Raw genomic sequence first — 14999 nt, 5'->3', positions numbered from 1 at the left:
GCTGGATGCGATACTGACGCATCTTTTCCGGCTTCCCCGGGGAGTGATTATTTCCCTCGTTTTGCCGCCATCATCGCTTTCAGATTCGCCAGATGGCTTTGCCCTTTCTGCATCCGTTCTTCGGCGCTGACCACTTTACGCTCTTGTTCCCAAATCAGATCATCCTGCGGCAGCTCCAGCAAAAAGCGGCTCGGCTCCGGGCGCACCAGTTCGCCGTACTGACGGCGTTCTTTACACAGCGTAAAGGTCAATTCCTTCTGGGCGCGGGTGATGCCGACATAGGCCAGCCGCCGCTCCTCATCGATATTGTCTTCATCGATGCTGCTCTGGTGCGGCAAAAATCCTTCTTCCATACCGACCATGTAGACATAGGGAAACTCCAGCCCTTTCGACGCGTGCAGAGTCATCAGTTGCACCTGATCCAGCTCTTCCTCGCTTTCCCCCCGCTCCATCATGTCGCGCAGAGTAAAGCGCGTCACCACCTGGGTTAACGTCATCGGCTCATCCAGTTCGCTGCCTTCCAGCATCTCCGTCATCCAGCTAAATAACTGGTTAACGTTCTTCATGCGCATTTCGGCGGCTTTCGGGCTGGGCGATGTTTCGTACAGCCAGGATTCATAATCCATGCCGTGGATCAGATCACGCACCGCGGCAATCGGCTCCCGCTCCGCCAGACGCTGGATTTCTGCCAACCAGTGAGTGAAGCGGGTCAATGCTTCATAACCACGTCCGCTAAGCGTCTGACTCAGGCCCATATCAAAGCTGGCGGTAAACATGCTTTTATTGCGCGTCATCGCCCACTCACCCAGCTTTTTCAGCGTCGCCGGGCCAATCTCTCGCTTCGGCGTGTTGACGATACGCAGAAATGCGCTGTCATCGTCCGGGTTAGTCAGCACGCGCAGATAAGCCAGCAAATCCTTGATTTCAGGACGAGAGAAAAACGACGTACCACCAGATATTTTGTACGGGATGCGGTTTTGCATCAGGAATTTTTCAAACACCCGCGACTGATGGTTGCCGCGATAGAGAATGGCGTAATCTTTGTACTGCGTTTTATTGACGAAGTGATGCGCAATCAGTTCACCGGTGACGCGCTCGGCTTCATGTTCTTCATTATTCGCGCTTAAAACTTTTAGCTCCGCGCCGTAGCCCAGTTCGGAGAACAGACGCTTTTCAAAGACGTGCGGGTTATTGGCGATCAGAATATTCGCCGCTTTCAGAATACGCCCGGAAGAGCGGTAGTTCTGCTCGAGTTTAATCACCTTCAACGCCGGAAAATCCTGGCTTAACAGCACCAGATTTTGCGGACGTGCGCCGCGCCAGGAGTAGATCGACTGGTCATCATCACCCACCACGGTAAAGCGCGCGCGGCTGCCCACCAGCAGTTTCACCAGTTCATACTGGCTGGTGTTGGTGTCCTGATACTCATCCACCAGCAGGTAGCGAATTTTGTTCTGCCAGCGCTCACGTACTTCTTCATTGCGTTGCAGAAGTAGCGTCGGCAATAAAATCAGATCGTCGAAGTCGAGAACATTGCACGCTTTCAGGTGCGCATCATACAGTCCATAACAATGGGCAAAAATTCGATCCCGCTCGCCCTTTGCCTCTGCCGCCGCCTGCGCCGGTGTTTTGAGATCGTTCTTCCAGTTGGAGATGGTCGAAATTAGCTGTTGCAAGAGAACTTTGTCATCTTCGATCAGCCCTTCGGTCAACTCTTTAAGCAAAGCAAGCTGATCGGTATCGTCAAACAACGAGAAGTTCGCCTTCATCCCCAATGCTGCATACTCGCGTTTGATGATATCCAGCCCCAGCGTGTGGAAGGTGGAGATCATCAGCCCGCGCGCCTCTTTACGCCCCAGCGTCTGCCCGACACGCTCTTTCATCTCGCGCGCCGCCTTATTGGTAAAGGTCACCGCCGCGATATGTCGCGCCTGATAACCGCAACCGCGGATCAGATGGGCGATTTTATTGGTGATAACACGAGTTTTACCGGAACCCGCGCCCGCCAGCACCAGGCAAGGGCCGGTAACGAATTCGACAGCTTGTTGTTGGCCGGGGTTTAGACGCATAGGAAAATCGCTCAATGAAAGTCGGGAGGGGAAAATAACAGCGTGGTAGTATAGCCAGCCTCATCCTTACCACTCAAGGCACGATCATGGCAAAAACAGCAGCAGCACTGCATATCCTTGTAAAAGAAGAGAAACTGGCTCTGGATCTTCTCGAGCAGATTAAGAACGGTGCCGATTTCGGCAAGCTGGCGAAGAAACACTCCATTTGCCCGTCAGGCAAACGCGGCGGTGATTTAGGTGAATTCCGCCAGGGTCAGATGGTTCCGGCGTTCGATAAAGTGGTGTTCTCTTGTCCGGTACTGGAGCCAACCGGCCCGCTGCACACCCAGTTCGGTTACCACATCATTAAGGTGCTGTACCGTAACTAATAGCAAGGCCTTCTCCGGGAGAAGGCCTTGAACTCTGAATCGCTATTATCCCGCAACAGCAATACGTTTCATATCCGTCATATAGCCGCGCAGTTTCTTACCTACCTGCTCAATCGCATGACCGCGAATGGCTTCATTCACATCACGCAGCTGCGCGTTATCTACCGCGCCTTCCGGAATAGCTTTACCCAAATCGCCCGGTTGCAGCTCTGCCATAAACGGTTTCAGCAGCGGCACACAGGCGTAAGAGAACAGATAGTTACCGTACTCGGCGGTATCAGAGATAACCACGTTCATTTCGTACAGACGCTTACGGGCGATGGTGTTGGCAATCAGCGGCAGTTCGTGCAGTGATTCATAGTAAGCAGATTCTTCAATGATGCCGGAATCAACCATGGTTTCGAACGCCAGTTCAACGCCCGCTTTCACCATTGCGATCATCAGTACGCCTTTATCGAAGTACTCCTGCTCGCCGATTTTACCTTCATACTGCGGCGCGGTTTCAAACGCGGTTTTGCCGGTCTCTTCACGCCAGGTCAGCAGTTTCTTATCGTCGTTGGCCCAGTCCGCCATCATGCCGGAGGAGAATTCGCCAGAGATGATGTCGTCCATATGTTTCTGGAACAGCGGTGCCATGATCTCTTTCAGTTGTTCTGACAGCGCATAAGCTCGCAGTTTCGCTGGATTAGACAGACGGTCCATCATCAGGGTGATGCCGCCCTGTTTCAGCGCTTCGGTGATGGTTTCCCAACCGAACTGAATCAGTTTTTCTGCGTATGCCGGATCGGTGCCTTCTTCCACCAGCTTGTCGAAGCACAGCAGAGAGCCCGCCTGCAACATACCGCACAGGATGGTTTGCTCGCCCATCAGGTCAGATTTCACTTCCGCAACGAAGGACGATTCCAGCACGCCCGCACGGTGACCACCGGTTGCTGCCGCCCATGCTTTAGCGATCGCCATGCCTTCGCCTTTCGGATCGTTTTCCGGGTGAACGGCAATCAGCGTCGGTACGCCGAATCCACGTTTGTATTCTTCACGCACTTCGGTGCCTGGGCATTTCGGCGCAACCATCACCACGGTGATGTCTTTACGGATCTGCTCGCCCACTTCCACGATGTTGAAACCGTGCGAGTAACCCAGCGCCGCGCCGTCTTTCATCAGCGGCTGTACGGTGCGCACTACATCAGAGTGCTGCTTGTCTGGCGTCAGGTTAACAACCAGATCCGCCTGCGGGATCAGTTCTTCGTAAGTGCCAACTTTAAAACCGTTTTCGGTCGCTTTACGCCAGGATGCGCGCTTTTCGGCAATCGCTTCTTTACGCAGGGCGTAAGAGATATCCAGACCTGAATCACGCATGTTCAGGCCCTGGTTCAGACCCTGTGCGCCGCAGCCGACGATGACCACTTTTTTACCCTGAAGGTAGCTCGCGCCATCGGCGAATTCGTCGCGCCCCATAAAGCGACATTTGCCCAACTGTGCCAGCTGCTGGCGCAGGTTCAGTGTATTGAAGTAGTTAGCCATGGTGATTCCTCGTGATGTTGTGCTTCTTATTGTTCGGTTCGCGTTTGCGAGATTGAATTCACTATATGACAGGAAATTTATTGCGGAAATTGATATATTCACAACGTCACATTGCAATTTCTGCAACGTCAACATTGAGGGCTGCGCCATTGGATTTACGCGATCTGAAAACCTTCCTGCATCTGGCGGAAAGCCGTCATTTTGGCCGTAGTGCGCGGGCGATGCACGTTAGCCCGTCCACGCTTTCGCGTCAGATTCAGCGGCTGGAAGAAGATCTCGGTCAGCCGCTGTTTGTGCGCGATAACCGCACGGTAACGCTGACGGAAGCGGGCGAAGAGCTGCGCGTTTTCGCCCAGCAAACACTGTTGCAGTATCAGCAATTGCGCCACACCATCGATCAGCAAGGTCCGTCGCTCTCCGGCGAGCTGCATATCTTCTGCTCGGTCACCGCTGCCTACAGCCATCTGCCGCCGATTCTGGATCGCTTCCGCGCGGAACACCCGTCGGTGGAGATCAAACTCACTACCGGTGATGCGGCAGATGCAATGGAAAAAGTGGTCACGGGAGAAGCGGATCTGGCGATTGCGGGTAAACCGGAAACCTTGCCCGGCGCAGTGGCGTTTTCGATGCTGGAGAATCTGGCAGTAGTGCTGATTGCCCCCGCGCTACCCTGCCCGGTGCGTAATCAGGTTTCGGTAGAGAAGCCCGACTGGTCTACAGTGCCGTTTATCATGGCCGATCAAGGACCGGTACGCCGCCGTATTGAACTGTGGTTTCGACGCAATAAAATCAGCAACCCGATGATTTACGCCACGGTTGGCGGGCATGAAGCGATGGTATCGATGGTGGCGCTCGGTTGCGGCGTGGCCTTGTTGCCAGAAGTGGTGCTGGAAAACAGCCCCGAACCGGTGCGTAACCGTGTAATGATTTTAGAGCGTAGCGATGAGAAAACGCCGTTTGAGCTGGGCGTTTGTGCACAAAAAAAGCGGCTGCATGAGCCACTGATTGAAGCGTTCTGGAAGATTTTACCCAACCACAAATAACGTTGACGCGTGAGTAGGCCTGATAAGCGAAGCGCCATCAGGCATTTTTCCCTAACCCGCCAAAAAGAACCTGAACGCCGGGTTATTGGTTTCGTCGTGGCAATCGTAGCCCAGCTCATTTAGCCGGGTTTCGAAATCCGGTTCATGGTCGCCAAGTTCGAACGCCGCCAATACGCGCCCGTAGTCGGTACCGTGGCTGCGATAATGGAACAGAGAAATGTTCCAGTGCGTACCCAGCGTGTTGAGGAAGCGCAGCAGCGCGCCCGGTGATTCCGGGAATTCGAAGCTGTAGAGGCGTTCCTGCAACGGATGCGATGGACGTCCGCCGACCATATAGCGCACATGCAGCTTCGCCATTTCGTCGTCGGAGAGATCTACCACGCTGTAGCCGCCGTCGTTGAGCATCTGCAAAATTTCTTTGCGCTCTTCGAGGCCGCGGCTCAGGCGCACGCCAACAAAAATGCAGGCATTTTTGGCATCGGCAAAGCGGTAGTTGAACTCAGTGACCGAACGCCCGCCAAGTAGCTGGCAGAATTTGAGGAAGCTGCCTTTTTCTTCCGGGATGGTCACCGCCAGCAACGCTTCACGCTGTTCGCCCAGTTCGCAGCGTTCCGAGACGTAGCGCAGACCGTGGAAATTGACGTTTGCCCCCGAAAGTACATGCGCCAGTCGTTCGCCGCGAATGTTGTGCTGGGCGATATATTTTTTCATTCCCGCCAGCGCCAACGCGCCAGACGGCTCCGCCACCGCGCGCACATCTTCGAACAGGTCTTTCATCGCCGCACAGATAGCATCGCTATCGACGGTGATGATGTCGTCGAGATACTCCTGGCACAAACGGAAGGTTTCATCGCCGATGCGTTTTACCGCAACACCTTCAGCAAACAGCCCTACGCGCGGCAAATCAACCGGATGACCGGCATCCAGCGCCGCTTTCAGGCAGGCGGAGTCTTCCGCTTCCACGGCGATCACTTTGATTTGCGGCATCAGCTGTTTGATCAGCACTGCTACACCCGCCGCCAGGCCGCCGCCGCCGACCGGTACAAATACGCGATCAAGATGGGCGTCCTGCTGGAGCAGTTCCAGCGCCAGCGTGCCTTGCCCGGCGATCACCATCGGATGATCGAACGGCGGTACCCAGGTGAAGCCCTGCTGCTGCGACAGTTCAATTGCTTTGGCTTTCGCTTCATCAAAGTTTGCGCCGTGAAGCAGCACTTCGCCACCGAAGCCGCGCACCGCATCGACTTTGATGTCGGCGGTGGCGGTTGGCATGACGATCAGCGCCTTCACACCTAACCGTGCGGAAGAAAACGCCACGCCCTGCGCGTGGTTACCCGCCGAGGCGGTGATCACGCCATGCGCTTTCTGTTCTTCCGTCAGGCCCGCCATCATGGCGTATGCGCCGCGCAGCTTAAAGCTGTGCACTGGCTGGCGATCTTCGCGCTTCACTAGAATGACGTTATCAAGACGCGACGAGAGCTTTTCCATTTTTTGTAGCGGCGTGACCTGCGCCGCCTCGTAGACCGGTGCGCGTAGCACCGCTCTTAAATATTCGGCACCTTCCGGGGCGCCGGAGAGGGGTTGTGAGTCAGCCATTATTAACCCCCCAGTTTCGATTTATCGCGCACCGCGCCTTTGTCGGCGCTGGTTGCCAGGCTGGCATAAGCGCGCAGGGCAAAGGAAACCTGGCGTTCACGGTTTTTCGGCGTCCAGGCTTTGTCGCCACGGGCTTCCTGCGCTTCACGACGCGCCGCCAGTTCGGCATCGCTTACCTGCAACTGAATGCCACGGTTCGGAATGTCGATAGCGATAAGATCGCCGTCTTCAATCAGGCCAATGCTGCCGCCGCTTGCCGCTTCCGGCGAGACGTGGCCGATGGAGAGACCGGAAGTCCCGCCGGAGAAACGGCCATCGGTGATCAGCGCACAGGCTTTGCCGAGGCCCATCGATTTCAGGAAGGTGGTCGGATAGAGCATCTCCTGCATACCCGGCCCGCCTTTCGGACCTTCGTAGCGGATCACCACAACATCGCCCGCGACAACTTTGCCGCCGAGAATCGCTTCTACCGCGTCGTCCTGGCTTTCGTATACTTTCGCCGGGCCGATGAATTTGAGGATGCTGTCATCCACGCCTGCGGTTTTAACGATGCAGCCGTTTTCTGCGAAATTACCGTAGAGCACCGCCAGACCACCGTCTTTGCTGTAGGCGTGTTCCAGCGAGCGGATACAGCCGTTTGCGCGATCGTCATCGAGAGAATCCCAACGGCAATCCTGCGAGAATGCCTGTGTAGTACGAATGCCCGCTGGGCCAGCGCGGAACATATTTTTTACCGCGTCATCCTGGGTCAGCATAACGTCGTATTGTTCCAGCGTTTGCGGCAACGTCAGGCCAAGTACGTTTTTCACATCACGGTTCAGTAATCCCGCGCGATCCAGTTCGCCGAGAATGCCGATAACCCCACCAGCCCGGTGAACATCTTCCATATGGTATTTTTGGGTACTCGGCGCAACTTTGCATAACTGCGGGACTTTACGCGAAAGCTTGTCGATATCACTCATGGTGAAGTCGATTTCCGCTTCCTGCGCCGCCGCCAGCAGGTGGAGAACGGTGTTGGTAGAGCCGCCCATCGCGATATCCAGCGTCATGGCATTTTCAAACGCCGCTTTGCTGGCGATGTTACGCGGCAGGGCGCTTTCATCATCCTGCTCGTAGTAACGTTTGGTCAGCTCAACAATGCGTTTACCAGCGTTGAGGAACAGTTGCTTACGGTCGGCGTGGGTTGCCAGCAGCGAGCCATTACCCGGCTGCGACAGGCCCAGCGCTTCGGTCAGGCAATTCATCGAGTTAGCGGTGAACATCCCGGAGCAGGAACCGCAGGTTGGGCAAGCGGAACGTTCAACCTGATCGCTCTGGGAGTCAGAGACTTTCGGGTCTGCGCCCTGGATCATCGCATCAACCAGATCGAGCTTGATGATCTGATCGGACAGTTTGGTTTTCCCGGCCTCCATCGGGCCGCCGGAAACAAAGATCACCGGAATATTCAGGCGCAGGGAAGCCATCAGCATCCCCGGGGTGATTTTGTCACAGTTAGAGATGCAGACCATGGCGTCGGCGCAGTGGGCGTTGACCATATACTCAACGGAATCAGCGATCAGTTCGCGAGATGGCAGTGAATAAAGCATCCCCCCGTGGCCCATGGCAATCCCATCATCCACCGCAATGGTGTTGAACTCTTTGGCAACGCCGCCAGCCGCTTCAATTTGTTCGGCGACCAGTTTACCGAGATCGCGCAGATGGACGTGACCCGGTACAAATTGGGTGAACGAGTTCACAACCGCGATAATCGGCTTACCGAAATCGGCGTCGGTCATTCCGGTGGCGCGCCACAGCGCACGAGCACCCGCCATATTACGACCATGAGTGGTGGTGGCGGAACGGTACTTAGGCATACTTTATTTACTCCCAGTGTCTGTCTCGTAAATGGGACGGTGCGTGCCGTCCCATTTTTTGTATTTATTGATTAACTTGATCTAACCAGCCCCATTTATCTTCGGTTTCGCCAGTGAAGAGGCCGAAGAAGGCTTGCTGGATGCGTTTGGTAACCGGGCCGCAACGGCCTTCACCTACCTGAATACCGTCTACGCTGCGCACTGGCGTGATTTCTGCCGCTGTCCCAGACATAAACACTTCATCCGCCAGGTACAGTGATTCGCGCGACAGCACCTGCTCACGCACTTCAATTCCCAGCTCTTTCGCCAGTTTGATGATGGCATCACGGGTAATCCCCGGCAGCGCGGAGGAGGTAAACGGTGGGGTGAACAGCACACCGTCTTTCACTTCAAACAGGTTTTCGCCTGCGCCTTCAGAGATGTAACCATTCACATCCAACGCGATACCTTCCTGATAACCGTGGCGGCGCGCTTCGCTACCCACCAGCAGGGAAGAGAGGTAGTTACCACCGGCTTTTGCCGCGGTTGGGATGGTGTTTGGTGCTGCGCGGTTCCAGGAGGAAACCATCGCATCGATCCCCTGCTCCAGCGCTTCTGCGCCCAGATACGCTCCCCACGGGAAAGCAGCGATAATCACATCGGTTGAGTATCCCGCTGGCGGGTTTACGCCCATGCCAACATCACCGACGAAGATCAGCGGACGGATATAGGCGCTGGTGAGATTGTTTTTGCGGATCACGTCACGACAAGCTTCCATCAGCTCATCAATACTCTGCGAAACCGGGAAGCGATAGATTTTGGCGGAGTCATGCAGACGCTGCATATGCTCACGATGGCGGAATACAACCGGTCCTTTGTGCGAGTCGTAGCAACGGATGCCTTCAAAAACCGAGGTGCCATAGTGCAGCGCGTGCGACATCACATGCACCTTCGCGTCTTCCCAGCGAACCATCTCCCCATTGAACCAAATGTAATCAGCTTTCTTCGTGGTCATTTTTATATTCCTTTTGCGCTCAGGCGCGGATTTGTTGTGATGTGGTTGTGCTCTGGCAGATGGCAACGTGTGCGACGTCCACCAGTTTATTTAACTGACTAAACAGTAAGTCGACCGACCGTGGGCTGGCAACGGTCAATTCGATATTTATATTTTGTGCATCGCTGGCGGCGGCCATATTCATTGAGCAGACGTGGAAACCACGATGACGCACCACGCGTAAAACACGTTCTAAGGTTTCCGGATTGAAGCGAGCCGATACATTGACCTGATGTTGCATCATGATAATTTCTCCAACATTTCTGAATTACTGGCACCAGGCGGCACCAGCGGCCAGACGTTCTCAAGTTCGTCGATTGAGACATGAAGCAGGTATGGCCCATCACTGTTCAGCATGGTGTCGAGTGCCGCTTCAACCTGGTCTTTACGGGTGATGTGTTGGCCAGGGATGCCGAAGGCGCTGGCTAACATGAGGAAATCGGGATTATCGGTAAGGGTGGTTTCGCTATATCGTTCCTGGAAAAACAGTTGCTGCCATTGTCGAACCATCCCTAACCGTTGGTTATCGAGTAAGACGATTTTCAACGGTAACTGCTTGCGTTTTACGGTGCCCAGCTCTTGCACATTCATCATGAAAGAGCCGTCACCGGAGATACAGACGACGGTATCGTTCGGTCGTGCGACTTGCGCGCCAACCGCTGCCGGTAAACCGAATCCCATAGTGCCTAAGCCGCTGGAGGTGATGAAATTTTCCGGGCGAGAGTGGGCGATGTGCTGCGCAGCCCACATCTGATGCTGCCCCACATCTGTGGTCACAACGCAATCTACAGGTTTACGATCCGACAGTTGTTTTAGCAACAACGGCGCGTAGATAGCATCACCGGGATGGTCGTAACGCCAGGCATGTTCATCACGCAGCTGCGCGCAGTATTGCTGCCAGTCATTGATATTTAACGGCTGCTGTAATGCTGGTAACAGAGCATTTAAATCACCCTGTAATGCCACATGCACCTGACGCAGCTTGTTCATTTCTGCCGGGTCGATATCCATATGGATAACACTGGCGTGCGGTGCGAAGGTGTTCAGCTTGCCGGTCACCCGGTCATCAAAACGTGCGCCCACGGCGATCAGCAAATCGCACTCCTGCACCGCGAAGTTTGCCGCTTTGGTGCCGTGCATCCCCAGCATCCCCAGATAGTACGGATAATCCGCTTCAACTGCACCCAGCCCTTTCAGCGTGCAGGTGACAGGCATTTTTATGGCAGCGAGAAATTCACGTAAAGCAGGAACTGCCTGCGCCATACCCACGCCACCCCCAACGTACAGCATCGGTTTTTGCGCTTTTGCCAGCATCTGGCGCGCTTGCTCGACTTCGGCATGTGGGAAAGTCACTTCGTTTTCAACGGTGGTGAACCACGGTTCCAGATCGCCGCTGGCTAACTGGATATCTTTTGGGATATCGACCAGAACCGGACCAGGACGACCTGAGCTGGCAACTTCGAATGCTTCAGCCATGATGCGCGGCAACTCTTCCAGCGACTGTACCAGGAAGCTGTGTTTGGTACAGGCTAATGACAATCCCAGGACATCCACTTCCTGAAATGCGTCGGTACCGATGAACGGTGCGGACACCTGACCGGTGATGGCAACGACAGGGATGGAATCTAACAGCGCGTCCGCAAGCCCGGTTATCAGGTTGGTTGCGCCCGGACCAGACGTGGCGATACATACGCCAGTTTTGCCAGTAGCACGGGCATAGCCGATAGCCGCCATTGCCGCTCCCTGCTCATGTCGGCACAGCAAGTGCTCCACGCCGCCGTCATACAATGCATCGTAAACCGGCATAATTGCGCCACCCGGATAACCGAAAACGGTATTCACACCCTGTGCCCGCAACGCATGTACCACCCACTGTGCGCCATTCATAGTTAGTTCCCCGTCCTGAATCTTGAGAAACAGAATTTTGTGCTGTTATTCATTGTCTGCTCCTCGGTTATGTTTTTAAGGTCAAAAAAAACCCCCGGACCTTTCGGTGCGGGGGTCTTAGTTCGTTAAGGCTTGATCTCTAAGCCTTTCCTCGTCCAAGTGCAGCCCCGCACGGTGGGATAATAATCACCACCACGCTAATCACGACCAGGCTAATCACTCGTAGAAGGGCTGTCATTTTGTCTTTTCTTGCATCTTGTTCGAAGGAATGCCTAAAGAGTTACCATAGATTTTGCGAATGGCACAAGATATTTTTTAATCACGTTTTGTTGTATTCCCAATCATTTCGATAAAAAGCATTGTTTTTTATATAAAAAAAGGTGAGTGAAAAAAATTCAATTTCCGTATATTTCTTGCCCTCACTCAGAGGCTAATTTTTTTACTTCTCATTTTTGCGAGAGTTATTCCATCACTCATACAACTCAGATCACGTTGCATAAATAAACGGGAATCAGCCGCTAATTAACGCAATTTGGCAGACTACAGCAGTGATCTCTTATGCACATAATGGTGGCTCAAGGAGGGCTTATGTCACTGTCAATTGTTCATACTCGTGCGGCTCTGGGGGTAAACGCTCCCCCGATCACTGTTGAGGTTCATATCAGTAAAGGTCTACCAGGATTAACGATGGTGGGCTTACCAGAAACAACGGTAAAAGAAGCACGCGATCGCGTGCGCAGCGCCATTATCAATAGCGGATATGAATATCCGGCAAAAAAAATCACCATTAACCTTGCACCAGCCGACCTGCCGAAAGAAGGAGGGCGATATGATTTACCTATCGCTGTTGCTTTGCTGGCAGCCTCTGAACAGCTTACAGCCAATAAGTTGCATGAATATGAATTAGTCGGGGAACTGGCGCTTACAGGCGCTCTGCGCGGCGTTCCTGGCGCAATCTCCAGTGCAACTGAAGCCATTAAGTCGGGCAGAAAAATTATCGTCGCGAAAGATAACGAAGATGAAGTGGGGCTAATTAACGGTGAAGGATGCCTGATAGCCGATCATCTGCAGGCTGTCTGTGCGTTTCTGGAAGGTAAGCATGCTCTCGAACGCCCGTCACCAACTGATGTTGCATCCCGGATATTACAACATGATCTCAGTGATGTTGTCGGTCAGGAGCAAGGAAAGCGAGGGCTGGAAATTACCGCCGCAGGGGGCCACAACCTTTTACTGATTGGGCCACCAGGAACAGGTAAAACAATGCTCGCCAGCCGTATTAATGGCTTATTGCCAGATTTAAGTAATGAAGAAGCTCTGGAAAGTGCCGCAATATTAAGCCTGGTGAGTGCCGAGTCAGTGCAAAAACAATGGCGGCAGCGCCCGTTCCGCTCACCGCATCACAGTGCGTCGTTAACTGCGATGGTGGGCGGTGGTGCAATTCCAGGGCCAGGTGAAATTTCGCTGGCGCATAACGGCGTGCTTTTTCTGGATGAGCTACCTGAATTTGAACGGCGTACATTGGATGCCTTGCGGGAACCCATTGAGTCTGGACAGATCCATCTTTCACGCACGCGGGCCAAAATAACCTATCCGGCCCGTTTCCAGCTTGTCGCGGCGATGAATCCCAGCCCTACCGGACATTATCAGGGAAACCATAACCGCTGCACACCAGAACAAACATTACGTTATCTCAACCGGCTCTCGGGGCCCTTTCTCGACCGCTTTGACCTCTCACTGGAGATCCCACTACCGCCCCCCGGCATTTTGAGTAAAACGGTAGTGCCGGGAGAAAGCAGCGCCACCGTTAAACAACGTGTAATGGCCGCCAGAGAGCGCCAATTTAAGCGGCAGAATAAACTGAATGCCTGGCTGGATAGCCCGGAAATACGCCAATTCTGCAAGCTTGAGAGCGCAGATGCGCAGTGGCTGGAAGAAACGCTGATCCATCTGGGATTATCGATTCGTGCCTGGCAGCGGTTACTGAAAGTTGCACGAACCATTGCTGATATTGATCAATCTGACATTATCACACGGCAGCATTTGCAGGAGGCAGTTAGCTATCGTGCGATTGACCGCTTGCTCATCCATTTGCAAAAACTGCTGACATAAAAAAAGGGCATTTCGCCCTTTTTATTAATCGTCGGAATCGGTGTAGTCTTCAGCTCCTTCAACCTGCGGTTTACCGCCGGAAAGGGTATGAAAACGTTTTGGACGCTTAATACGCGTCATATACTTGGACCACACGCGTTCTGCTTCTGTCACTGGCTCACGTTCGCCACGGCATACTGCTACGAAGAGTTTCTCTTCCTCGGTAACCGGCTCGCGTTTGCCGAGATCCAGCTCATTGAAGGCATAACCATGACGTTCAAGCAGTTGTGCCTCTTTGATGGTGAAATCACCATGACGAGAGAATCCACGTGGATAATGTTTATTGTCGAAATATCGATTAGTCGTCGTAAAGCTTTCCGCCATCCTGCACGCTCCTAATTCTTTGACCGAGCTAGTTATGGCGCGGAGTATTAGTTACGCTTGACAGAGTGTAAAACAAAACATTTAAATCATAACGACAAATAATTTTGCGGAGAGCACTGTGGATACGGAATTGTTAAAAACTTTCCTGGAAGTTAGCCGAACGCGTCACTTTGGTCGAGCTGCTGAATCGCTCTATCTGACCCAATCAGCCGTGAGCTTTCGAATCAGACAACTGGAAAATCAACTGGGTGTGAATCTTTTCACCCGCCACAGAAACAATATCCGTTTAACCGCTGCCGGAGAAAAGCTTCTGCCTTATGCAGAAACGCTAATGAGCACCTGGCAGGCCGCCCGCAAGGAGGTGGCGCATACCTCACGACATAATGAGTTTTCTATTGGTGCCAGCGCCTCGCTGTGGGAGTGTATGCTTAATCAGTGGCTGGGGCGCTTGTATCAGAATCAGGATGCCCACACAGGCCTGCAATTTGAAGCGCGGATTGCCCAACGACAGTCTCTGGTAAAACAGCTACATGAACGTCAACTTGATCTTCTTATTACCACTGAAGCGCCCAAAATGGACGAATTTAGTAGCCAGTTATTGGGACATTTCACTTTAGCGCTCTATGCCAGCGCCCCCTCTAAGTTAAAGGGTGATCTTAACTATCTGCGTCTGGAATGGGGACCGGATTTTCAACAGCATGAGGCAGGTTTGATCGGTGCTGATGAAGTTCCTATCCTGACAACCAGTTCTGCTGAACTGGCACAACAACAGATTGAAATGCTTAATGGCTGCACCTGGCTACCGGTAAGTTGGGCGCGCAAAAAAGGCGGTTTGCATACTGTGGTCGACAGTACAACACTTTCACGGCCGCTCTATGCCATATGGCTGCAAAATAGCGACAAACACGCGCTGATTCGAGATCTATTAAAAATTAACGTACTGGATGAAGTGTATTAATCTGAATGGCTGGCAAGGACGCCGGTGGAAGGATTTACTTCGGAGAGGGTTATTTTAGATAAAAAAAATCCTTAGCTTTCGCTAAGGATGATTTCTGGCAGGGGCGGAGAGACTCGAACTCCCAACACCCGGTTTTGGAGACCGGTGCTCTACCAATTGAACTACGCCCCTAATTAGGGTGGCGGAACGGACGGGACTC

At 53.4% G+C, this 14999-nt stretch carries 14 protein-coding genes and 1 tRNA gene; 4 read left to right on the top strand and 11 right to left on the bottom strand.

From position 1 onward, the window contains the following. Positions 1-47: 47 nt before the first annotated feature. The gene (gene rep, locus D9741_RS10765; RefSeq protein WP_001238867.1) at positions 48-2069 is read right to left on the bottom strand and encodes a DNA helicase Rep; all 2022 of its coding nucleotides are present in this window, start codon (positions 2067-2069) and stop codon (positions 48-50) included. An 86-nt stretch (positions 2070-2155) separates the two neighbouring features. On the opposite strand from rep, the gene ppiC reads away from it, so the two are divergent. Continuing rightward, entirely contained in the window at positions 2156-2437 is a 282-nt protein-coding gene (gene ppiC / locus D9741_RS10760; RefSeq protein ID WP_001140251.1) for a peptidylprolyl isomerase PpiC, read from the top strand. A gap of 45 nt (positions 2438-2482) precedes the next feature. On the opposite strand, the gene ilvC is transcribed toward ppiC, so the two are convergent. After that, complete coding sequence (gene ilvC / locus D9741_RS10755) at positions 2483-3958, bottom strand: ketol-acid reductoisomerase (RefSeq protein WP_130219555.1); 1476 nt, start codon at positions 3956-3958, stop codon at positions 2483-2485. Between the two features lie 149 nt (positions 3959-4107). Here ilvC and ilvY point away from each other — a divergent pair, with 149 nt between their 5' ends. Next, positions 4108-5001, top strand: a complete 894-nt coding sequence (ilvY, locus tag D9741_RS10750) for an HTH-type transcriptional activator IlvY (RefSeq protein ID WP_000365791.1) — start codon at positions 4108-4110, stop codon at positions 4999-5001. 51 nt (positions 5002-5052) lie between these two features. On the opposite strand, the gene ilvA is transcribed toward ilvY, so the two are convergent. From ilvA to ilvL, 7 genes are all read right to left on the bottom strand, one after another. Beyond that, positions 5053-6597 (bottom strand): threonine ammonia-lyase, biosynthetic, encoded by a 1545-nt coding sequence (gene ilvA / locus D9741_RS10745; RefSeq protein ID WP_044867235.1) that lies wholly within the window; start codon positions 6595-6597, stop codon positions 5053-5055. Positions 6598-6599: 2 nt separating this feature from the next. After that, entirely contained in the window at positions 6600-8450 is a 1851-nt protein-coding gene (gene ilvD, locus D9741_RS10740; protein WP_130219557.1) for a dihydroxy-acid dehydratase, read from the bottom strand. A 64-nt stretch (positions 8451-8514) separates the two neighbouring features. Continuing rightward, the gene (gene ilvE / locus D9741_RS10735; protein WP_000208520.1) at positions 8515-9444 is read right to left on the bottom strand and encodes a branched-chain-amino-acid transaminase; all 930 of its coding nucleotides are present in this window, start codon (positions 9442-9444) and stop codon (positions 8515-8517) included. Between the two features lie 19 nt (positions 9445-9463). Further along, entirely contained in the window at positions 9464-9727 is a 264-nt protein-coding gene (gene ilvM, locus D9741_RS10730) for an acetolactate synthase 2 small subunit (protein WP_000983255.1), read from the bottom strand. Next, on the bottom strand, positions 9724-11370 hold the full coding sequence (gene ilvG / locus D9741_RS10725) for an acetolactate synthase 2 catalytic subunit (RefSeq protein WP_130219559.1): 1647 nt from the start codon (positions 11368-11370) through the stop codon (positions 9724-9726). The genes ilvM and ilvG overlap by 4 nt, the downstream gene beginning before the upstream one ends. A 2-nt stretch (positions 11371-11372) precedes the next feature. After that, complete coding sequence (gene ilvX / locus D9741_RS10720) at positions 11373-11423, bottom strand: peptide IlvX (protein WP_001387183.1); 51 nt, start codon at positions 11421-11423, stop codon at positions 11373-11375. Positions 11424-11509: 86 nt separating this feature from the next. Then, positions 11510-11608 (bottom strand): ilv operon leader peptide, encoded by a 99-nt coding sequence (gene ilvL / locus D9741_RS10715; protein ID WP_001311244.1) that lies wholly within the window; start codon positions 11606-11608, stop codon positions 11510-11512. A 350-nt stretch (positions 11609-11958) separates the two neighbouring features. Here ilvL and D9741_RS10710 point away from each other — a divergent pair, with 350 nt between their 5' ends. Beyond that, complete coding sequence (locus D9741_RS10710; protein WP_130219561.1) at positions 11959-13479, top strand: YifB family Mg chelatase-like AAA ATPase; 1521 nt, start codon at positions 11959-11961, stop codon at positions 13477-13479. 24 nt (positions 13480-13503) lie between these two features. Here D9741_RS10710 and maoP read toward each other — a convergent pair whose 3' ends face one another. Further along, on the bottom strand, positions 13504-13842 hold the full coding sequence (gene maoP, locus D9741_RS10705; RefSeq protein ID WP_000841001.1) for a macrodomain Ori organization protein MaoP: 339 nt from the start codon (positions 13840-13842) through the stop codon (positions 13504-13506). Positions 13843-13960: 118 nt separating this feature from the next. Between maoP and hdfR the strand changes: the two genes are divergently transcribed. Continuing rightward, the gene (gene hdfR, locus D9741_RS10700) at positions 13961-14800 is read left to right on the top strand and encodes an HTH-type transcriptional regulator HdfR (protein ID WP_130219563.1); all 840 of its coding nucleotides are present in this window, start codon (positions 13961-13963) and stop codon (positions 14798-14800) included. Positions 14801-14895: 95 nt separating this feature from the next. Here hdfR and D9741_RS10695 read toward each other — a convergent pair. Then, positions 14896-14971, bottom strand: a tRNA-Trp gene (locus tag D9741_RS10695). Positions 14972-14999: the final 28 nt, after the last annotated feature.

It is taken from the genome of Escherichia sp. E14V7, from assembly GCF_004212225.1.
GTDB lineage: Bacteria > Pseudomonadota > Gammaproteobacteria > Enterobacterales > Enterobacteriaceae > Escherichia.
The sequence above is the reverse complement of the archived record's forward strand: the minus strand, read 5'-3'. Positions and strand labels throughout refer to the sequence as shown.